Annotated in this window: 15 protein-coding genes and 1 riboswitch; of the genes, 9 read left to right on the top strand and 6 right to left on the bottom strand. The window is 74.4% G+C overall.

Annotated features, from left to right (window positions below):
• The first annotated feature begins 6 nt into the window (after window positions 1-6).
• The 4 genes from DT019_RS33110 to DT019_RS33095 are packed head-to-tail and all read left to right on the top strand — an operon-like array spanning window position 7 to window position 3,927.
• Window positions 7-951: an ABC transporter permease gene (locus tag DT019_RS33110; RefSeq protein ID WP_114040678.1), complete on the top strand. Its 945-nt coding sequence runs from the start codon at window positions 7-9 to the stop codon at window positions 949-951.
• A complete protein-coding gene (locus DT019_RS33105) occupies window positions 948-1,934 on the top strand; it encodes an ABC transporter permease (RefSeq protein ID WP_114040677.1) in 987 nt (328 codons plus the stop codon). The genes DT019_RS33110 and DT019_RS33105 overlap by 4 nt, the downstream gene beginning before the upstream one ends.
• A complete protein-coding gene (locus DT019_RS33100) occupies window positions 1,934-2,947 on the top strand; it encodes an ABC transporter ATP-binding protein (protein ID WP_114040676.1) in 1,014 nt (337 codons plus the stop codon). Before DT019_RS33105 ends, DT019_RS33100 begins: the two co-directional genes overlap by 1 nt.
• Window positions 2,944-3,927 carry an ABC transporter ATP-binding protein gene (locus DT019_RS33095; protein ID WP_114040675.1) on the top strand — a complete coding sequence of 328 codons (984 nt, stop codon included), beginning with the start codon at window positions 2,944-2,946 and terminating at the stop codon, window positions 3,925-3,927. Before DT019_RS33100 ends, DT019_RS33095 begins: the two co-directional genes overlap by 4 nt.
• A gap of 275 nt (window positions 3,928-4,202) precedes the next feature.
• Here DT019_RS33095 and DT019_RS33090 read toward each other — a convergent pair whose 3' ends face one another.
• Window positions 4,203-5,330, bottom strand: coding sequence for a Dyp-type peroxidase (locus DT019_RS33090; RefSeq protein WP_189390140.1), 1,128 nt, complete (start codon window positions 5,328-5,330; stop codon window positions 4,203-4,205).
• Window positions 5,331-5,605: 275 nt separating this feature from the next.
• Between DT019_RS33090 and DT019_RS33085 the strand changes: the two genes are divergently transcribed.
• Window positions 5,606-7,273, top strand: a complete 1,668-nt coding sequence (locus tag DT019_RS33085; RefSeq protein ID WP_114040673.1) for a sigma-70 family RNA polymerase sigma factor — start codon at window positions 5,606-5,608, stop codon at window positions 7,271-7,273.
• Window positions 7,274-7,377: 104 nt separating this feature from the next.
• Here the strand turns inward: DT019_RS33085 and cobN are convergent, their stop codons facing one another.
• Window positions 7,378-11,007 carry a cobaltochelatase subunit CobN gene (gene cobN / locus DT019_RS33080; protein ID WP_114040672.1) on the bottom strand — a complete coding sequence of 1,210 codons (3,630 nt, stop codon included), beginning with the start codon at window positions 11,005-11,007 and terminating at the stop codon, window positions 7,378-7,380.
• 74 nt (window positions 11,008-11,081) lie between these two features.
• A riboswitch (cobalamin riboswitch) is annotated at window positions 11,082-11,166 on the bottom strand.
• Between the two features lie 373 nt (window positions 11,167-11,539).
• A complete protein-coding gene (locus tag DT019_RS40960; protein ID WP_317617837.1) occupies window positions 11,540-11,716 on the bottom strand; it encodes a hypothetical protein in 177 nt (58 codons plus the stop codon).
• Here DT019_RS40960 and DT019_RS33075 point away from each other — a divergent pair.
• From DT019_RS33075 to cobJ, 3 genes are all read left to right on the top strand, one after another.
• The gene (locus DT019_RS33075; protein WP_317617836.1) at window positions 11,705-12,826 is read left to right on the top strand and encodes a cobalamin biosynthesis protein CobG; all 1,122 of its coding nucleotides are present in this window, start codon (window positions 11,705-11,707) and stop codon (window positions 12,824-12,826) included. The two genes, DT019_RS40960 and DT019_RS33075, sit on opposite strands and share 12 nt — an antisense overlap.
• 205 nt (window positions 12,827-13,031) lie before the next feature.
• On the top strand, window positions 13,032-13,673 hold the full coding sequence (locus DT019_RS33070) for a precorrin-8X methylmutase (protein ID WP_114040727.1): 642 nt from the start codon (window positions 13,032-13,034) through the stop codon (window positions 13,671-13,673).
• 128 nt (window positions 13,674-13,801) lie between these two features.
• Window positions 13,802-15,238, top strand: a complete 1,437-nt coding sequence (gene cobJ / locus DT019_RS33065; RefSeq protein WP_411292762.1) for a precorrin-3B C(17)-methyltransferase — start codon at window positions 13,802-13,804, stop codon at window positions 15,236-15,238.
• Here cobJ and DT019_RS33060 read toward each other — a convergent pair.
• A complete protein-coding gene (locus tag DT019_RS33060) occupies window positions 15,223-15,969 on the bottom strand; it encodes a cobalt-precorrin-6A reductase (protein ID WP_114040670.1) in 747 nt (248 codons plus the stop codon). The two genes, cobJ and DT019_RS33060, sit on opposite strands and share 16 nt — an antisense overlap.
• Window positions 15,970-16,078: 109 nt before the next feature.
• Here DT019_RS33060 and DT019_RS33055 point away from each other — a divergent pair, with 109 nt between their 5' ends.
• On the top strand, window positions 16,079-17,236 hold the full coding sequence (locus DT019_RS33055; RefSeq protein ID WP_114040669.1) for a cobalt-precorrin-5B (C(1))-methyltransferase: 1,158 nt from the start codon (window positions 16,079-16,081) through the stop codon (window positions 17,234-17,236).
• A gap of 7 nt (window positions 17,237-17,243) precedes the next feature.
• Here the strand turns inward: DT019_RS33055 and cobM are convergent, their stop codons facing one another.
• Together cobM and cbiE are read right to left on the bottom strand one after the other, a co-directional pair.
• The gene (cobM, locus tag DT019_RS33050) at window positions 17,244-17,987 is read right to left on the bottom strand and encodes a precorrin-4 C(11)-methyltransferase (RefSeq protein WP_114040668.1); all 744 of its coding nucleotides are present in this window, start codon (window positions 17,985-17,987) and stop codon (window positions 17,244-17,246) included.
• Entirely contained in the window at window positions 17,984-19,249 is a 1,266-nt protein-coding gene (cbiE, locus tag DT019_RS33045; protein WP_114040667.1) for a precorrin-6y C5,15-methyltransferase (decarboxylating) subunit CbiE, read from the bottom strand. The genes cobM and cbiE overlap by 4 nt, the downstream gene beginning before the upstream one ends.
• Between the last annotated feature and the right edge of the window lie 509 nt (window positions 19,250-19,758).

Below are 19,758 nucleotides of genomic sequence, written 5' to 3'. Positions count from 1 at the left end.
CCGACCATGACCACCTCGGTGAAGACCCCCGCCGGCACGCCCGCGGCGGCCCCCGGCCGCGGGCCCTGGCGACTGGCCCGCGCGGAGCTGCGCCGCCGCACCTCCGTGCGGATCTCCCTCGGCGTCGTCGTCCTGTTCCTCCTCATGGCGGCGGGTGCCCCACTGCTCAGCGCGCTGTGCGGCTGGGCGCCCGACGCGTTCGACAAGAGCGCCATCGATCCCTACCTCGGCGGCCGGCCGCTGGGCCCGCTCGGCGGGATCTCCGCCGACCACTGGCTCGGCGTCGAACCCGTCACCGGCCGCGACCTGTTCTCCCGCGTCGTCCACGGCGCCCAGGTCTCCCTGCTCATCGCCCTGACCGCGACCGCCGTCGTCGTGGTCGCGGGCACCGCCGCCGGGATCGCGGCCGGCTACTTCGGGGGCCGCACCGACACGGTGCTCTCCCGCCTGATGGACCTCACCATGTCCTTCCCCTCCCTCATCTTCATGATCGCGATGATGTCGGTGGCCAAGGACGTCAACCGCATCCTGCTGATGACCGCCGTCATCGGCCTGTTCGGCTGGCCCGGCATCGCCCGGGTGGTGCGCGGCCAGACCCTCTCGCTCAAACACCGCGAGTACGTGGACGCCGCCCGCGTCGGCGGCTCCGGCCCCTGGCGCATCCTGACCCGCGACATCCTGCCCGGGGTGGCCGGACCCGTCATCGCGTACACCACGCTCGTCGTCCCCGGCATGATCGCCACCGAGGCCGCGCTCAGCTACCTCGGCGTGGGCGTGCGCCCGCCCACCCCGTCCTGGGGCCAGATGATCGCCGAGAGCGTGTCGTTCTACGACACCGACCCGATGTACTTCGTCATCCCGAGCGCCTGCCTGTTCCTGACCGTGCTCGCCTTCACCCTGCTCGGCGACGCGCTGCGCGACGTCCTCGACCCGAGGGGGAGCCGCACATGACCCGCTACCTCGCCCGCCGGGTGCTCGGAGTGATCGGGGTGCTCATCGCGATCGCCGCCGTCACCTTCACCATCTTCTACGTCCTGCCCTCCGACCCGGCGGCCGCCGCCTGCGGCAAGTCGTGCAGCACCGAACGCCTGGAGGCCATCCGCGCCCACATGGGCCTGGACCGGCCGCTGTGGCGCCAGTTCTGGGACTTCGCCTCCGGGATCTTCACCGGCCGCACCATGGGCACCGGCCAGTACGCCCTGCACTGCGACTTCCCGTGCCTGGGCTACTCGTACGAGAACAGCGAGTCCGTGTGGGCGCTGCTCATGGACCGGCTGCCGGTCTCGGCCTCCCTCGCCGTGGGCGCGGCCCTGCTCTGGCTGCTGCTCGGCCTGTCCGCCGGAGTCACCGCCGCACTGCGCAAGGACACCCTCACCGACCGGGCCCTGATGGTGGGCGCGGTCGCCGCCGCCTCCCTGCCGGTCTACTTCACCTCGGTGATGCTGATCTACGGACTGATCCGGGTGGCCGGGCTCCTGCCCTACCCGCAGTACGTCTCCCTCACCTCCGACCCCCTGCACTGGGCCTCCAACCTGCTGCTCCCCTGGATCGCCCTCGCCTTCCTGTACGCCGCCATGTACGCGCGCCAGAGCCGAAGTTCGATGATCGAGACGATGGCGGAGCCCTACATCCGCACCGCCCGCGCCAAGGGCCTGCCGCGCCGCACGGTCGTCGTCAAACACGGGCTGCGCTCCGCGATGACCCCGGTCCTCACCCTGTTCGGCATGGACCTGGGCGGGCTGCTCGCGGGTGCGGTCATCACCGAGTCCATCTTCGGGCTGCCCGGCGTCGGACGGCTCTTCTACGGCGCCCTGTCCACCGGCGACCAGCCCGTCATCCTCGGCGTGACCCTGCTCGCCGCCGCCTTCATCGTCGTGGCCAACCTGGCCGTCGACCTCCTGTACGCGGTCGTCGACCCGCGAGTGAGGCTCTGATGACTCCACCGCCCCATGCCCAACCGCTTCTGTCCGTACGGGACTTGAGCGTCACCTTCGCCACCGCGCGCGGCCCCGTGCGGGCCGTCGACACGCTCTCCTTCGACGTCCACCGGGGCCGCACCCTCGGCATCGTCGGCGAGTCCGGCTCCGGCAAGTCCGTCACCTCGATGGCCGTCCTCGGCCTGCACACCGGCGCCGAGGTCACCGGCTCCATCGCCCTCGACGGCCAGGAGCTGGTGGGCCTGCCCGAACGTGCCCTGAACCGGGTGCGCGGCCGGCGCATCGCGATGATCTTCCAGGACCCGCTCTCCAGCCTGCACCCGTACTACACGGTCGGCGAGCAGATCGCCGAGCACCACCGCGTCCACTTCAACTCCCGCCGCGCCGAGGCCCGCAGGCGGGCGGTGGAGATGCTCGCCGAGGTCGGCATCCCTGAACCCGGCCGCCGGGCGGGCGAGTACCCGCACCAGTTCTCCGGCGGCATGCGCCAGCGGGCGATGATCGCCATGGCGCTGGCGTGCGAACCGGAGCTGCTCATCGCGGACGAGCCCACCACCGCGCTCGACGTCACCGTCCAGGCCCAGATCCTGGAACTGCTCGCCCGGCTTCAGGAGGAGCGGGGCCTGGCCGTCGTGATGATCACCCACGACCTGGGGGTGGTGGCCCGGGTGGCCCACGAGGTCCTGGTGATGTACGGCGGCCGGGCGGCCGAACAGGCGCCGGTGGACGCCCTGTTCGCGATGCCCGCCCACCCCTACACGCGCGGCCTGCTCGACTCGCTGCCCCGCCTCGACGACGGCGACGACGCGCCCTTGCGCGCCATCCCGGGCAGCACGCCCTCCCTGCTCACCCCCTCCCCGGGCTGCGCGTTCGCCCCCCGCTGCCCACGTGCGGCCCTCGCGAGCAGCGCCCAGCGCGAGCGCTGCGAGAGCGAACGCCCCCTGCTGGGCGGCCCCGAGGGCCACCCGGTCGCCTGCCACCTCCCCGCGTACGAAGGCGTAGCGTCATGAGCACTGCGACAGACCAACCCCTGCTGTCGGTCCGGGACTTGAGGATGCACTTCCCGGGCAGGCGCGGCCGTTCCGCGCCCGTGCGGGCGGTCGACGGCGTGAGCTTCGACGTGGCGGCGGGCGAGACGCTGGGCCTGGTCGGCGAGTCCGGCTGCGGCAAGTCGACCACCGGCCGCATGATCGTGCGGCTCCTGGAGCCGACCTCGGGGACGATCGCGTACGAGGGCCGCGACATCAGCCGTCTGAACCGGCGCGAGCTGCGGCCGGTGCGCAAGGACCTCCAGATGGTCTTCCAGGACCCGCACTCCTCCCTCAACCCGCGCCAGACGGTGGCCCGCATCATCGCGGACCCGCTGCTGGCGCACGGCGTACCGGAGTCGGCGGCGCGGGCGCGGGCCGTGGAGCTGATGGACCTGGTGGGGCTGATCCCCGAGCACATCGACCGCTATCCGCACGAGTTCTCCGGCGGCCAGGCCCAGCGCATCGGGATCGCCCGCGCGCTGGCCCTGGACCCGAAGCTGGTCGTCGCCGACGAGCCGGTCTCCGCGCTCGACGTCTCCGTCCAGGCCCAGATCGTCAACCTGATGGAACGCCTCCAGAAGGAGCTCGGCCTGGCCTATCTCTTCATCGCGCACGACCTGTCGGTGGTGAAGCGGGTCTGCGACCGGGTGGCGGTGATGTACCTGGGGCGGGTGGTCGAGGTGGGGGCGAAGGAGCGGGTGTACGCGGCGCCGGCCCACCCCTACACCCAGGCCCTCCTGTCCGCCGTGCCGCTGCCCGATCCGGCGGCCGAGCGGGCCCGCGAGCGGATCACGCTCCTGGGCGACCCTCCCAGTCCGGCCGCGCCGCCGCCGGGGTGTGCGTTCCACCCCCGGTGCGGGCGGGCGCGGGCGCGGTGCGGGGTGGAGGCGCCGGTCCTGCGCGTGCCGACGCCGGGCGACCCCCGCGAGGTCGCCTGCCACTACCCCGGCCCCGAGTAACCCCCTGGGGCTCCGCCCCAGACCCCGTATCGCGCCTAAAGGGCGCTCGTCCTCAAACTCCCCCAAGGCCTTAAGGGCCAGGGGGGACCCCCATGACGGGCTGAAGATGCCAACGCTGGGCGCCCTTCAGGGGCGCGGGGAACTGCGCGAGAAGCGGCCACGGTCCGCAGATCGAAGGGGGGTTGAGGGGCGCGGGGAACTGCGCGAGCAAGCAGGCACGGTCCGCAGGTCGGAGGGGGTTTGAGGGGCGCGGGGAACTGCGTAAAGGGAGGGGGTTACAGGACCATGCTGCCCAGGGGGCGGTCCGGGCGGGGGCCGGGGAGGACGTAGAAGAGGGCAGAACCGTAGTGCTCCGCGAAGGAGCTGAGCGCATCCCCCGCCACCAACCGCTGCTGCACCCGCACGAAGAGCGAGGGATCCTTCATGTAGGCCAGGAAGAGCAGCCCCCGGTCACCGGGGCTGTTCTCGTAGGAGTAGCCGCGCCGCAGCATGCGGGCACCGTCGTCGAGGCGCGGATTCGTGAGCCGCACGTGGGCGTCCGCGGGCAGGACGTAGCCGCCCTCGGGGGTCCGCGCGTCCACGTCGACGTCGTCGTGCTCGGCGCCGCCCTCCAGCGGCTCGCCCCCGCGTTTGCGGCGCCCGATGATCTGCTCCTGCCGGGCGACGGGCAGCCGGCCGAACTCCTCGACCCGCAGCCGCACCCGGCGTACGACGAGGAAGGTGCCGTCGGCGTACGGGCCGGGCCCGGGCAGCCACACCCAGCGCTCGCTCTCCTCGGCGGAGGGGTTGGCCGTGCCGTCCTTGAAGCCGAGCAGGTTGCGCGGGGTCTCGCCCTCGCGCCGGGCGGTGAAGGGGCCGGACTGGGGGCCGGGCAGTTCGGGCGGCAGGAAGCCCGCCTGGCGCCAGCGCGGCCGGAGCACCCCGGCGCCCGCGCCCGCGAGCAGCCCGGCGACCCGCTCGCACGCCTTGGCCTCGCGCGCGCAGATCTGCACCCCGATCTCGCCGCCACCGGCCCCCGCGTCGAGGTGCTCCCCGTCGAACGCGGGCAGCTCGCGCAGTCCTTCCGGGGCGCCGACGCCGATCCGCTGCGGCAGGGCGGGTCCGATGCCGACGGTCGCGGTGGTGCCCGGTTCGAGCCCGGTGAGCGACTCGCTCCACCGCGCGAGCAGCCGCCGCACCGCGTCCCTCCCGGGGGCCCCACGGGTGCCCGGGGTGAGGTCGTAGGAGAGGACGAGCGCGTGCTGGGGCTGGGGGTCGGTCACCCCGCCCTGCCGGACGGGCCCGGCGGGCGCGCCCCGCTCGGGGCGCCGCTCACGCGGGGGCGCCTCGTCGCATCCGGTCAGCGCGAAGGCGACGGGGAGGCCGGCGAGGAGGGTGCGGCGACGCACGCTGGGGTCACTCAAGTCATCGTACAAAACAGTACATTTCGTGAGAGAGGTGGTGCGCACGATACACCCGCCGCACGGAGTTTCCGGGCTTCCGCGACCCTGTGTCCCCGGACCCGGCGCCCAGAAGTGACGAGGCCCACACCCCTGCCGCCAAAGCCCTTCCCACCAGCCGGAATCTGTCAGTGGACAGTCGATATCCGTCATCCGTTTTCTGTTATCCGGGCACGGCCGGACTGTTCTCCTCTCTGTCGGGTCAGTTAGGTTCGGTGCTCCGGGAGAGTGGACGAGGCGTGATCAGTGAACAGGCAGCCGCGGTGGTCGTCGCGGCCCGGGACGGGGATCAGCGGGCGCGGGACGAGCTCGTCGCCGGATATCTGCCGCTCGTGTACAACATCGTCGGCCGGGCGCTGCACGGGCACGCCGACGTCGACGACGTGGTGCAGGAGAGCCTGCTGCGGATGCTCGACGGCCTCGGCTCGCTGCGCGACCCGGAGGCGTTCCGCTCCTGGCTGGTCGCCGTCACCATGAACGAGATCCGCCGGTACTGGCAGGGCCACCGCCGTACCCCCGTCGACAGCGCGCTCCACGACGTCCACGACGTGGCCGACCCCGGCGCCGACTTCGTGGACCTCACCATCGTGCGGCTCGGCCTGTCCGGGCAGCGCAAGGAGGTCACCGAGGCCACCCGCTGGCTGGAGCCCGACGACCGGGCGCTGCTCTCGCTGTGGTGGCTGGAGGCGGCCGGTGTGCTCACCCGGGGCGAGGTCGCCTCGGCGCTGGACCTGTCGGCCGAGCACGCCGCCGTACGCGTCCAGCGCATGAAGGGCCAGCTGGAGACCGCCCGGGTCGTGGTCCGCGCGCTCGCCGGGATCGAGCGCTGCGGCGAGCTGTCCGGGCTCGCCCTGTCCTGGGACGGCGTGCCCTCCGCCCTGTGGCGCAAGCGCATCGCCCGGCACGCCCGCACCTGCGCGGTGTGCACCGGGCACTGGAGCGGGCTCATACCCGCCGAGGGCCTCCTCGTCGGACTCGCCCTCGTCCCCGTCGCGGCCACCACCGCCGGGCTGCTCGCCGTGCTGCACGGAGCCGGACCGTCGCTCCGGCCCGCCGCCCTCGCCACGGACGCCCCGGCCGCCGGCGTCTCGACCCAGCCCCTCCCCCACGCCGCCCCGCGCGGCGCCCGCGCCGCCCACCGCAAGGGCCGCGCCCCCGCCTCCCGGCGCGACCGGCGCGACCAGCGGGCACGCCGTCGGCGCCGGGCCGGCGCCCTCATCGCGGGCATCGCCACGGTCGGCGCCCTCGGCGGCGCCTTCCACTTCCTCACCGATTCCGGCCAGGAAGCCTCGCGCACGGTCGCGGACGCCCCCGCCACCACCACGGACGCCGCGGCCGACGGCATCGGCACCAAGCCCGTGCCGCCGAGCCCCTCAGCCTCCAACTCCCCTGCCAGGCCGAGCAGTTCACCGAGCCCGAGCGCCAAGAAGTCGACGCCCCCGGCCAAACCGTCCAGCCACCCCGCGACGCCGAAGCCCAGCGCCACCGCCAGGCGCGCGACCCCGGGCGCCGACACGGGCGAGCCCGCCGCCGTCCAGGATGTGCTCGCCCTCGTCAACTCCGAGCGCGCCAAGGCCGGTTGCTCGGCCCTTACCACCAACTCGCAGCTGTACAGCGCCGCGCTCAAGCACTCCGAGAACATGGCCGCGCAGAACTTCTTCGACCACACCGACCCGAGCGGCGCGGGCCCCGGCGAGCGGATCACCGCCGCCGGGTACCAGTGGAGCACGTACGGCGAGAACATCGCGCGGGGCCAGGCCGACGCGGCCGCCGTCATGGACTCCTGGATGCACAGCCCCGGCCACCGCGCGAACATCCTGAACTGCGCGTTCAAGGAGATCGGCATCGGCGTCCACTACGGGTCCGGCGGGCCCTGGTGGACCCAGGACTTCGGCACGCGGAGCTGAGCGCGGCGCTTGTGGCGCACCAGCACGTCGGCGAGCCCGCTCAGGACCGGCTCACGGCGGCGGGCCCGGGTGGAAAACCCGGGCCCGCCGTCCGCAGCAGGGGCTCAGCCCTCGTCCTCCAAGTCGCCCTCGGTCTCCAGGTACACCTGGCGGAGCGCTTCGAGGACCGCCGGGTCGGGCTTGGCCCACATGCCGCGCGACTCGGCCTCCAGGAGCCGCTCCGCGATGCCGTGCAGCGCCCAGGGGTTGGCCTCCTGGAGGAAGGCTCGGTTGGCCGGGTCGAGGACGTACGTCTCGGTCAGCTTGTCGTACATCCAGTCGGCGACCACGCCCGTGGTGGCGTCGTAGCCGAACAGGTAGTCCACGGTGGCGGCGAGTTCGAAGGCGCCCTTGTAGCCGTGGCGGCGCATCGCCTCGATCCACTTGGGGTTCACCACCCGGGCCCGGAAGACGCGGCTGGTCTCCTCGACCAGGGTGCGCGTCTTGACCGTCTCCGGACGCGTCGAGTCGCCGATGTACGCCTCGGGGGCGGTGCCGCGCAGCGCGCGGACGGTCGCCACCATGCCGCCGTGGTACTGGAAGTAGTCGTCCGAGTCGGCGATGTCGTGTTCGCGGGTGTCGGTGTTCTTCGCCGCGACCGCGATCCGCTTGTACGCCGTCTCCATCTCATCCCGGGCCGGGCGGCCGTCCAGCTCGCGGCCGTACGCGTAGCCGCCCCACACCGTGTAGACCTCGGCGAGGTCGGCGTCGGTGCGCCAGTCGCGGGAGTCGATGAGCTGGAGCAGGCCCGCGCCGTAGGTGCCGGGGCGAGAGCCGAAGATGCGGGTGGTGGCCCGGCGTTCGTCGCCGTGCTCCGCGAGGTCGGCCTGCGTGTGGGCGCGTACGAAGTTCTGGTCGGCGGGCTCGTCCAGGGACGCGGCCAGCCGCACCGCGTCGTCGAGCAGCCCGATGGTGTGCGGGAAGGCGTCGCGGAAGAAGCCCGAGATGCGCAGGGTCACGTCGATGCGGGGGCGGCCGAGCTCGTCGAGCGGGATCGGCTCCAGGCCGGTGACCCGGCGCGAGGCGTCGTCCCAGACCGGGCGCACGCCGAGCAGCGCCATCGCCTCGGCGACGTCGTCGCCCGCCGTGCGCATCGCGCTCGTACCCCACAGCGAGAGCCCGACCGAGGTCGGCCAGTCGCCGTTGTCGGTGCGGTAGCGGTCGGCGAGGGACTCGGCGAGCGCCTGCCCGGTCTCCCAGGCGAGCCGGGAGGGGACGGCCTTGGGGTCGACCGAGTAGAAGTTGCGGCCGGTCGGCAGGACGTTGACCAGGCCGCGCAGCGGCGAGCCCGAGGGACCGGCCGGGACGAAGCCGCCGTTCAGGGCGTGCACGGTGTGGTCGAGCTCGGCGGTGGTCGCGGCGAGGCGCGGCACGACCTCGCGGGCCGCGAACTCCAGGATGGCGCGCACCTGTTGGGGCTGGTCGGCGGGGATCGCCGCGAGGTCCCAGCCGGCGTCGTCCATCAACTGCACCAGCGCGCGGGCCTGCTCCTCGGCCTCGTCGGCTGAGGTGCGGGTGGCGGCGGACTCGTCCAGGCCGAGCGCCTCGCGCAGACCGGGCAGGGCGGTGGTGCCGCCCCAGATCTGGCGGGCGCGCAGGATGGCGAGGGCCAGGTTGACGCGGTCGGCGCCGGCCGGGGCGTTGCCGAGCACGTGCAGTCCGTCGCGGATCTGGACGTCCTTGATCTCGCAGAGCCAGCCGTCGAGATGCATGATGAACTCGTCGAAACCCTCGTCCTCGGGCCGGTCTTCGAGCCCCAGGTCGTGGTCGAGCTTCGCGGCCTGGATCAGCGTCCAGATCTGCGCGCGGATCGCGGGCAGCTTGGCCGGGTCCATGGACGCGATCTGGGCGTGCTCGTCAAGGAGTTGCTCCAGGCGCGCGATGTCGCCGTAGGAGTCGGCGCGGGCCATCGGCGGCACCAGGTGGTCGATGAGCGTGGCGTGCACCCGGCGCTTGGCCTGGGTGCCCTCGCCCGGGTCGTTGACCAGGAACGGGTAGATGAGCGGGATGTCGCCGAGGGCGGCGTCCGGGCCGCAGGCGGCGGACAGGCCCGCGTTCTTGCCGGGCAGCCACTCCAGGTTGCCGTGCTTGCCGAGGTGGATCATCGCGTCGGCACCGAACCCGCCGTCGGCGGCCGGGGCCGCGATCCAGCGGTAGGCGGCCAGGTAGTGGTGCGAGGGCGGCAGATCGGGGTCGTGGTAGATCGCGATCGGGTTCTCGCCGAAGCCGCGCGGCGGCTGGATGAGGATCAGCAGATTGCCGCGGCGCAGGGCCGCGAGCACGATGTCGCCCTCGGGGTTGCGGCTGCGGTCCAGGAACATCTCGCCGGGCGGCGGCCCCCAGTGCTCCTCGACCTCGGTGCGCAGCTCCTCGGGCAGCGTCGCGTACCAGCGCCGGTAGTCGGCGGCCGGGATGCGGACCGGGTTGGCGGCCAGCTGCTCCTCGGTGAGCCAGTCCTGGTCGTGGCCGCCCGCGTCGATCAGGGCGCGGATCAGCTCGTCGCCGTCGCCGGAGACCAGGCCCGGGATCTCGTCCTCGTGCCCGAAGTCGTAGCCCTCGGCGCGCAGTCGGCGCAGCAGCGCGACGGCGCTCGCGGGGGTGTCGAGGCCGACCGCGTTGCCGATGCGGGAGTGCTTGGTGGGGTACGCGGACAGCACCAGCGCGAGCCGCTTGTCGGCGGCCGGGATGTGCTTGAGCTTCGCGTGGCGTACGGCGATCCCGGCGACGCGGGCGGCGCGCTCGGCGTCGGCGACGTAGGCGGGGAGCCCGTCCTCGTCGATCTCCTTGAAGGAGAACGGGACGGTGATGAGGCGGCCGTCGAACTCGGGCACCGCGATCTGGCTGGCCGCGTCGAGCGGCGAGACGCCCTCGTCGTTCTCCTCCCAGGCGCTGCGTGAGCCGGTGAGGCAGAGCGCCTGGAGGATCGGCACGTCCAGGCCGCTGAGCGCGCCCGCGTCCCACGACTCGTCGTCGCCGCCCGCCGACGCGGTGGCGGGCTTGGTGCCGCCCGCCGCCAGGACGGTGGTCACGATGGCGTCGGCGGCGCCCAGCTCCTCGATGAGCTCGGGCTCGGGGGAGCGCAGCGAGGACACGTACAGCGGGAGCGCGCGGGCGCCCGCGTCCTCGATCGCGCCGCACAGGGCGTCCACGAAGGCGGTGTTGCCGCTCATGTGGTGGGCGCGGTAGTAGAGCACCGCGACGGTCGGGCCCTCGCCCGGGTTCGCCGTACGCTCCAGCGGGCCCCAGGACGGGGCGGGCGCGGGCGGCTCGAAACCGTGGCCGGTGAGCAGCACGGTGTCGGACAGGAAGCGGGCCAGCTGGTCGAGGTTGGCCGGGCCGCCGTGCGCGAGGTAGGCGTGCGCCTCGGCGGCGATGCCGACGGGCACGGTGGAGGCGGCCATCAGCTGGGCGTCCGGGGCCTGTTCACCGGTGAGCACGACGACGGGCAGGCCGCTCGCGGTGAGCTGGTCCAGGCCGTCCTGCCAGGCGCGTACGCCGCCGAGCAGGCGGACGACGACGAGGCCGACGCCGTCGATCAGCGCGGGGAGGTCGTCCAGGGCGAGCCGGGAGGGGTTGGCGAACCGGTAGGGCACCGGGCCGTTCGCCGCGCGCGCGCTCAGCAGGTCGGTGTCGGACGTCGACAGGAGCAGGATGGGGCGGGGGTCCTCTGCGGGCTCCCCGGACGAGTGCAGCATGCGGCGTCAGGCCTTCCTCGGGGTGTCCGCGCCCCGGGTGGTGTCGGAATGGGTCTCCCCGAGTCGGGGAGGGGGAGTTCCTGACTCACCCGGCCGGGCGCGAGGCTCGGTCCGGGCTCACAGTGGCGGGACCGCGCCGGAATCTCACCGGGCTTCCTCCCCCTGTCGCCGTCGCCGGCGCGTGCCGGGCCAGGTGGCCCGCCGCCTGCATAGTAGCGACCCTGCGTGGCCCCTCGGCGGGGGGCCGCGTCGATTGTCCCCGGCTGCGAACCGTGCGGGGAGGCTCGCATCCCTTCCGGTACTGGTGCTGGTCAGCACAGGCAACCTCAGCCCGTCCGGCGATTGAGGACGAGCGCCCTCAAGGCGCGATACGGGGTCTGGGGCGGAGCCCCAGGGCGCCTGCGGACCGTGCCCGCTTGCTCGCGCAGTTCCCCGCGCCCCTAACAGCACCGTGCTGGCCAGCATGGGCGAGCTCAGCCCGTCCGGCCTCGTGGGTATGCTCGCCGCCATGCCGCCCCCCGCCACAACACCCTCACACCAGGGCGAACCCCCTATAGAGGACGCCTCGGGAGAAGCCACGCGCGAACCCGGCCCGCACCCCGTCGTACGGGACCGCGGCGACGCCTGCCCCGGCGCCCTCCGCCTGCACGCCGCCGACGACGGCCAACTGGCCCGACTCAGGCTGCCCGGCGGTATCTTGACGAACCATCAGGTACACGCGCTGGCCACCGCGGCCGAGCGGTACGGGGACGGCCACCTCGGCATCACCTCCCGCGGCAACGCCGAGTTGCGCGGCATCGGCGAAGCCTGCGGCACCGGCCTCGCCGAACTCCTGCGCCACACCGCCCTGTTGCCCTCCGAGCAGCACGAGCGCATCCGCAACATCGTGGCCACCCCCCTGGCCGGTCTCGACGACCGGGGCCACGGGCACACCCCCGCCTGGGTGCGCGCCCTGGACGCGCTGCTGTGCGGCCAGGACTGGACGGCCGCCCTCTCGGGCCGGTTCCTGTTCGTGCTCGACGACGGCCGGGGCGACGTCGCGGGCCTCGGCGGCGATGTGACCTTGCTCGCACAAGCGGGGGACACGGCCCTGGTACGCGTCGGGCCGAGCACCCTGCGCGTGGCGGCGGGCGACGCCCCGCGGGCGGCACTCGCGGCCGCCCGCGCCTTCCTCGACACCGCCGCCGCCGCGGGCAACGGCGCCTGGCGGGTCCGCGAACTCCCCCCGGGCCACCCCGTGGACCTCGCGGGCGCCCTGGCCCTGGCGGGCATCCCGGCAACCCCGGCAGCACCCCCGGACGCGCACTCGGCCGCCCCGGCCCCCGGCATCGTGGCGAGTCCCGACGGAACGTACGCCCTGATCGTGGCGCCCGTGCTCGGCCGGGTCGGCGCCCCCGCGCTGCACGCGCTCGCCGGCCCCCGCGACGAGGTCAGGATCACCCCGTGGCGCCAGTTCGTGATCCCCGGGTTCGACGAGCGCGCGGCCCACGAGCGGCTGCGAGAGCTCGAAGACGCCGGGTTCGTCACGGGCCCCGGGTCGCCGTGGACCGGGGTCGGGGCGTGCACCGGGCGGCCCGGCTGCGCCAAGGCGCTGGCCGATGTGCGCCGGGACGCCCTGCCGGGGCGCGGCCCCCTGCCGGTCTACTGGTCGGGGTGCGAGCGCCGCTGCGGGCATCCGCACGGCGACTGGGTGGACGTGACCGCGACCCCCGACGGCCACTACACGGTGGCGGTACGGGGCGCGCGCGAGCGTCACGTACCGGTGGCGGAAGACGGGTTGGCGGCTGCGGTCGCCACCGCTCGGAGCGCGGGGCCATGAGGGCCGCACGCACCACGGCGACGTGCGGGAACCCGAGCACGACGACGGCACGGACCCCGCACGCGAAGGCGCCCCGGCCGGGCCCGGACCGCACGACCACCCCAGCCACCCCACCCGCACGTACGACGACAGCCCGCCCACTGCCCGCACCGCACGGGACGACGACACAGCCGGACCGGACGCAGGCGACGGGGACAACGACGAGATGAGCGAGAGCACAGTGTTCGACTACGAGAAGGACGGCGCGGAGATCTACCGCCAGTCCTTTGCCACGATCCGCGCCGAGGCGGACCTCACCGGCCTGCCCGCCGACGTGAGCCAGGTCGCGGTCCGCATGATCCACGCCTGCGGCATGACGGACCTGCCCCGCGACCTCGGCTTCACGCCCGGCGTCGTGGCCCGGGCCCGCGAGGCGCTGCGCGCGGGTGCGCCGATCCTGTGCGACGCGCGGATGGTGGCGAGCGGTGTGACCCGCAAGCGGCTGCCCGCCGACAACGAGGTCCTGTGCACGCTGGCCGACCCGTCGGTGCCCGGGCTCGCCGCGAAGCTGGGCACCACGCGCAGCGCCGCCGCCCTGGAGCTGTGGCGCGACCGGCTCGACGGCGCGGTCGTGGCCGTCGGCAACGCGCCCACCGCGCTGTTCCGGCTGCTCGAAATGATCGAGGAGGGCGCGCCGCGTCCGGCCGCCGTCATCGGCGTGCCGGTCGGCTTCATCGGCGCCGCCGAGTCCAAGGACGCGCTCGCCGCGCACCCTTCGGGCCTGGAACACCTGGTGGTACGGGGCAGGCGCGGCGGCAGCGCGATCGCCGCGGCCGCACTCAACGCGATCGCGAGCGAGACGGAATGAACGAGAGCGCGATGCAGCAGAACAGCGAGCAGGACGACAGCACCTCCGACGCCCTCACCGGCACCGGGGACGGCGCGACCACCGGCCGGCTGTACGGGGTGGGGCTCGGGCCCGGGGATCCGTCCCTGATGACGGTGCGCGCGGTGGAGGCCATCGCGGAGGCCGACGTGGTGGCCTACCACTCGGCGCGCCACGGCCGCTCCATAGCCCGCTCGATCGCGGCGAAGCACATCCGTGCCGACCACATCGAGGAGAAGCTGGTCTACCCGCTCACGGTGGAGACCACCGACCACCCCGGCGGCTACCGGGGCGCCCTGAACGACTTCTACGAGGAGGCCTCGGCGCGCCTCGCCGAGCACCTGGACGCGGGCCGCACGGTCGCCGTGCTCGCCGAGGGCGACCCGCTGTTCTACGGCTCGTACCAGCACATGCACAAGCGGCTCGCGCACCGCTATCCCACCGAGGTGATCCCCGGCGTGACCTCGGTGAGCGCGGCGGCCGCCCGGCTCGGGGAGCCGCTGGTGGAGGCCGAGGAGATCCTGACGATCCTGCCCGGCACGCTGCCGGAGGAGGAGCTCACCGCGCGGCTCGCCGCGACCGACTCGGCGGTGGTGATGAAGCTGGGCCGCACCTTCACCAAGGTGCGTACGGCACTGGAGCGTTCGGGGCGCCTGGACGAGGCGCGGTACGTGGAGCGCGCCACCATGGCGGGCGAGCGCACCGGCAGGATCGCCGACATCGACCCCGAGTCGGTGCCGTACTTCTCCGTCGCGGTGCTCCCCAGCCGCATCGACGCGACGCGGCCCGTGCGCGAGCGGGGCGAGGTCGTGGTCGTCGGCACCGGCCCGGCGGGCCCGCTGTGGCTGACCCCCGAGACGCGGGGCGCGCTCGCCGCCGCCGACGACGTGGTCGGCTACACCACGTACGTGGACCGGGTGCCGGAGCGCCCCGGGCAGCGGCGGCACGGTTCGGACAACAAGGTGGAGTCCGAGCGCGCCGAGTTCGCCCTCCAACTGGCCCTGCGGGGCAGGAAGGTCGCCGTCGTCTCGGGCGGGGACCCGGGCATCTTCGCGATGGCCACCGCCGTCCTGGAGGTCGCCTCGCAGCCGGAGTACGCCGGCGTCCCCGTGCGGGTCCTGCCGGGGGTGACCGCCGCGAACGCGGCCGCCGCCCGCGCGGGCGCCCCGCTCGGCCACGACTACGCGACCATCTCGCTGTCCGACCGGCTCAAGCCCTGGGAGGTCATCGCGGAGCGCCTGCACGCGGCGGCCTCCGCCGATCTGGTCCTCGCGCTCTACAACCCCGGTTCGGCGAGCCGTACCTGGCAGGTCGCCAAGGCCCGCGAGCTACTCCTGGAGCACCGCTCGCCGGACACCCCGGTGGTGGTCGCACGCGACGTGGGCGGTCCCACCGAGCGGGTCCGGATCGTGCGGCTGGCCGAACTCGACCCGGCAGAGGTCGACATGCGCACCATCCTGCTGATCGGCTCCTCGCAGACCCGGACCGTACGGCGCGGGGACGGCGAGGAGATCGTCTGGACCCCGCGCCGCTACCCGGAGAACTGACGCACCCAGGCGGCCGCCTCCTCGGGGGTGGCCGCCACGGTCACGCCGTCCGGCACGGGCGGCCGCCGCACCACGACGACGGGGATGCCCGCCTCGCGGGCGGCGGCGAGCTTGGGCGCGGTGGCGGCGCCCCCGCTGTCCTTGGTCACAAGCACCTCGATGGCGGCCCGCCGCAGGATCTCCCGCTCCCCTTCGAGGGTGAAGGGGCCCCGGTCGAGCAGCACCTCCATGCGGGCCGGGCAGGGCGGCTCGGGTGCGTCCACCGAGCGCATCAGGAACCACAGCGCGTCGAGGTGGGCGAAGGCGGCCAGGCCCATGCGTCCGGTGGTGAGGAACACCCGGCGGCCCAGCGCGGGCAGCAGCGCGGCCGCCTCGTCGAGCGAGTCCGCGGGGTGCCAGCGGTCGCCGTCACCGGGGACCCAGCCGGGCCGCCGCAGGGCGAGCAGGGGAACATGGGCCGCGGCCGCGGCCGACGCGGCGTTGAAACTGATGGTCCGGGCGAAGGGATGAGTGGCGTCGATGAGCGCGTCCACCTCGTGCGTACGCAGCCAGTGGGCGAGCCCGTCTGGTCCGCCGAAGCCCCCGACACGGACCTCCCCGTCGGGCATCCGGGGCGCGGCGACCCGCCCCGCGAGCGAACTCGTCACGCGCAGCCCGGAGACCTCGGCGCCGTGCAGCAGCCCGGCCAGCCGACGGGCCTCGCCCGTACCCCCCAGAATCAAGACGTGCACAGGATCCGGTTCCGTTCGTGAGTGAGGCCGATGGTCATGAGTGGTGCGAGTGTCAGGCCGACGGTCATGAGTGGTGCGTGGGCAAGGCCGATGGTCACGAGTTTGCTCGATGAGGGCGCGGGCGGGCGAGACCGGGGCCCCGGCCGTGAGTGAGGCGAAGGGCGGGCGCGGCGCCCAGCTCAAGCACACCGGTCTGCGCCCCGGCTGGACGACCGGCGCCTGCGCGACGGCGGCCACCACGGCCGCGTACACCGCGCTGCTGACCGGCGACTTCCCCGACCCGGTGACGATCACGCTGCCGCGCGGGCAGACACCCGCGTTCGCGCTGGCGGCGGAGGAGCTGGCGGCCGGGCGGGCGATGGCGGCCGTGGTGAAGGACGCGGGCGACGACCCGGACGTCACCCACGGCGCGCTGATCCGCTCGACGGTGCGGCTGCTGCCGCCCGGCTCGGGCGTGGTCTTCCGCGCGGGCGCGGGCGTCGGCACGATCACGCTGCCCGGCCTGCCGCTGCCGGTGGGCGAACCGGCGATCAACCCGGTGCCGCGCCAGATGATGACCGAGCACGTGGCGCTGGTCGCCGGGCGGCACGGCGCCCCCGGGGACGTGGAGATCACCGTCTCGGTGGACCACGGCGAGGAGATCGCCCGCTCGACCTGGAACCCGCGCCTGGGCATCCTGGGCGGCCTGTCGATCCTCGGCACGACCGGCATCGTGGTGCCGTACTCGTGCTCCGCGTGGATCGACTCGATCCGGCGCGGCGTGGACGTGGCCCGGGCGGCGGGCCGCACCCATGTGGCGGGCTGCACGGGCTCGACGTCGGAGAAGACGGTGGTCGCGGAGTACGGGCTGCCCGAGGACGCCCTGCTCGACATGGGCGACTTCGCGGGCGCCGTCCTGAAGTACGTACGCCGCCACCCGGTGGACCGCCTCACCATCTGCGGCGGCTTCGCCAAGCTGTCCAAGCTCGCCGCGGGCCACCTCGACCTGCACTCGGCCCGCTCGCAGGTGGACAAGCCGTTCCTGGCCGACCTGGCCCGCGCGGGCGGCGCGCCGGAGTCGCTGGCGGCCGAGGTGGAGCAGGCCAACACCGGCCTCGCGGCGCTCCAGTTGTGCACGGCGGCCGGGGTGCCGCTGGGCGACCTGGTGGCGGCGCGGGCCCGCGACGAGGCGCTCGGGGTGCTGCGGGGAGCCCCGGTCGCGGTGGACGTGATCTGCATCGACCGGGCGGGCCACGTGGTGGGCCGGAGCAACCCCGCGGGGCCGTGAGCTTGGCTCAGCAGCGGTGCCGGTCGGCCGAGTACAGGTGGCTGTCCCGGAACTCGGCCGCGCCCAGCGTGCGGCCCACCAGGATGACGGCGGTGCGCACCACGCCCGCCTCCTTCACCTGGCCCGCGATGTCGGCCAGCGTGCCGCGCAGGATCAGCTCGTCGGGCCGCGAGGCGAAGGCGACCACGGCGGCCGGGCACTCGGCGCCGTAGTGCGGCAGGAGCTCCTCGACGACGCGGTCGACGTATCCGGCGGCCAGGTGCAGCACGAGCAGCGCGCCGCTGCGGCCCAGGGTGGCGAGGTCCTCGCCCTCGGGCATGGCCGTGGCGCGCTGGGCGACGCGGGTCAGGATGACGGTCTGGCCGACCGTGGGCACGGTGAGTTCCCGTTTGAGGGCCGCGGCGGCCGCGGCGAACGCGGGCACCCCGGGGACGACCTCGTAGGGCACCCCGGCCGCGTCCAGGCGCCGCATCTGCTCCGCGACGGCGCTGAACACCGACGGGTCGCCCGAGTGCAGCCGGGCCACGTCGTGCCCGGCCTCGTGGGCGCGTACCAGCTCCTCGGTGATCTGGTCGAGGGTGAGCTGGGCGGTGTCCACCAGGCGGGCGCCCTCGGGGCATTCCGCGAGGAGTTCGCGCGGCACCAGGCTGCCCGCGTACAGGCAGACCTGGCAGGAGGCGATCCTGCGGGCGCCGCGCACCGTGATCAGGTCGGCGGCGCCGGGGCCCGCGCCGATGAAGTACACGGTCATGTGGCTGCTCCTGGAGGGGTGTTGACGGGTGCGGATGCGGACTTGACGACGGCCCACTGGGTGACCGGCATGGCCTGGCGCCATCCCGTGAAGCCGCCGACCGGCACGGCGTGCGCGACGGCGAGCCGGACGAGTTCGCCGCCGTGGCGCCGGTACCAGTCGGCGAGCAGCGCCTCGGATTCGAGCGTGACGGTGTTGGCGACGAGCCGCCCGCCCGGTGCGAGCGCGTCCCAGCAGGCCGCGAGGAGGCCGGGCGCGGTGAGCCCGCCGCCGATGAACACGGCGTCAGGGGACGGGAGTTGGGCCAGGGCCGCGGGTGCTGCGCCGGTGACGACACGCAGCGCGGGCACGCCGAGCCGGTCGGCGTTGCGGGCGATGCGCTCGGCCCGCACGGGGTCGCGCTCGACGGTGAGGGCACGGCAGGAGGGGTGCGTACGCATCCACTCCACGGCGATCGAGCCGGAGCCGCCGCCGACGTCCCAGAGCAGCTCGCCGGGCGCGGGCGCGAGCGCGCCGAGGGTGGCGGCGCGGACGTGCCGCTTGGTGAGCTGGCCGTCGTGTTCGTACGCCGCGTCGGGCAGCCCCGGTACGGCGCCCAGGCGCAGCGCGTCGGGGGCGCGGCGGCAGTCGACGGCGATGACGTTGAGGGGGTCGCCGGGCGGGGCGTCCCAGTGGTCCGCGCCGCCCTCGACGCAGTGCTCGCCCTGCGAGCCCAGCTGTTCCAGGACCCGCATCCGGCTGGGCCCGAAGCCCCGGTCGCGGAGCAGGGCGGCGACCTCTGCGGGGGTGTCGGCGCCGGAGCTGAGCACGAGCAGGCGGCGGCCGTCGTGCAGCGCGGCGGCGATCCTGGCGAGGGGCCGCCCGACCACGGTGACGACCTCGGTCTCCTCGACGGCCCAGCCGAGCCGGGCGCAGGCGTACGAGAGCGAGGAGGGGTGCGGCAGGATGCGCGGCGGGGTGCCGAGCAGCTCGGTGAGGGTGCGGCCGATGCCGTAGAACATGGGGTCGCCGCTGGCCAGCACGGCGATGCGGCGGCCCCGGTGGGCTTCGAGTAGCCCCGGCACGGCGGGCCGCAGCGGTGTGGGCCACGCGACCCGCTGCGCCGGGCAGTCGTCCGGCACGAGCGCGAGCTGACGCCCTCCGCCGATGACGACCCCGGCGCCCATGACCGCGTCCCGCGCGGCGGGCGCGAGCCCGTCCCACCCGTCGGCCCCGATCCCGATGACGGTGACGTCGGGGGTGGGGGCGGGGTGGGTGTTCACGTGTACCTCGGGGTGTGCGGGGGTTGGTGCCGCACTCTACTGTCCCGGGCCCTCGCCCCACCCCACCCCTCCCCCAAACCCCCGGCCCCCCGCGGACCGTGCGTGGCCTGTCGCGCAGTTCCCCGCGCCCCCAAAAGCCGCCTTCGCCCGCCGACCGTGCGTGACCGATCGCGCAGTTCCCCGCGCCCCCAACCCCGCTTCAGTCTGCGGACCGTGCCCGCTTCTCGCGCAGTTCCCCGCGCCCCTAACAGCACCGCGCTGGCCAGCATGCGCATCTTCAGCCCGTCATGGGGGTCCCCCCTGGCCCTTAAGGCCTTGGGGGAGTTTGCGGACGAGCGCCCTTAAGGCGCGAACGGGGGGCTGGGGGCGGAGCCCCCAGGGGCTGGGCCGGCCGCTCCGCCGACCTACCGCCGCCGGGAAAACGGCTCGCGCCCTCGACCCCCCTCCCCCTAACCTGACCCCGCGGACCCCACCCCCACCCCCGCGGGAGCAGCAGATGCGCCGTCTCT

Source organism: Streptomyces sp. SDr-06, assembly GCF_003324565.1.
Taxonomy (GTDB): Bacteria; Actinomycetota; Actinomycetes; order Streptomycetales; family Streptomycetaceae; genus Streptomyces.
This window is presented reverse-complemented; position numbering and strand designations above follow the sequence as displayed.

What these genes read in the sequence shown, in the direction of transcription:
- DT019_RS33110 (WP_114040678.1), top strand. Translation starts at nt 7, where the DNA reads ATGACCACCTCGGTGAAGACCCCCGCCGGCACGCCCGCGGCGGCCCCC.
- DT019_RS33105 (WP_114040677.1), top strand. Translation starts at nt 948, where the DNA reads ATGACCCGCTACCTCGCCCGCCGGGTGCTCGGAGTGATCGGGGTGCTC.
- DT019_RS33100 (WP_114040676.1), top strand. Translation starts at nt 1,934, where the DNA reads ATGACTCCACCGCCCCATGCCCAACCGCTTCTGTCCGTACGGGACTTG.
- DT019_RS33095 (WP_114040675.1), top strand. Translation starts at nt 2,944, where the DNA reads ATGAGCACTGCGACAGACCAACCCCTGCTGTCGGTCCGGGACTTGAGG.
- cobN (WP_114040672.1), bottom strand. Translation starts at nt 11,007, where the DNA reads ATGCTGCACTCGTCCGGGGAGCCCGCAGAGGACCCCCGCCCCATCCTG.
- DT019_RS40960 (WP_317617837.1), bottom strand. Translation starts at nt 11,716, where the DNA reads ATGGTTCGTCAAGATACCGCCGGGCAGCCTGAGTCGGGCCAGTTGGCC.
- DT019_RS33070 (WP_114040727.1), top strand. Translation starts at nt 13,032, where the DNA reads ATGAGCGAGAGCACAGTGTTCGACTACGAGAAGGACGGCGCGGAGATC.
- cobJ (WP_411292762.1), top strand. Translation starts at nt 13,802, where the DNA reads ATGACGGTGCGCGCGGTGGAGGCCATCGCGGAGGCCGACGTGGTGGCC.
- DT019_RS33055 (WP_114040669.1), top strand. Translation starts at nt 16,079, where the DNA reads ATGAGGGCGCGGGCGGGCGAGACCGGGGCCCCGGCCGTGAGTGAGGCG.
- cobM (WP_114040668.1), bottom strand. Translation starts at nt 17,987, where the DNA reads ATGACCGTGTACTTCATCGGCGCGGGCCCCGGCGCCGCCGACCTGATC.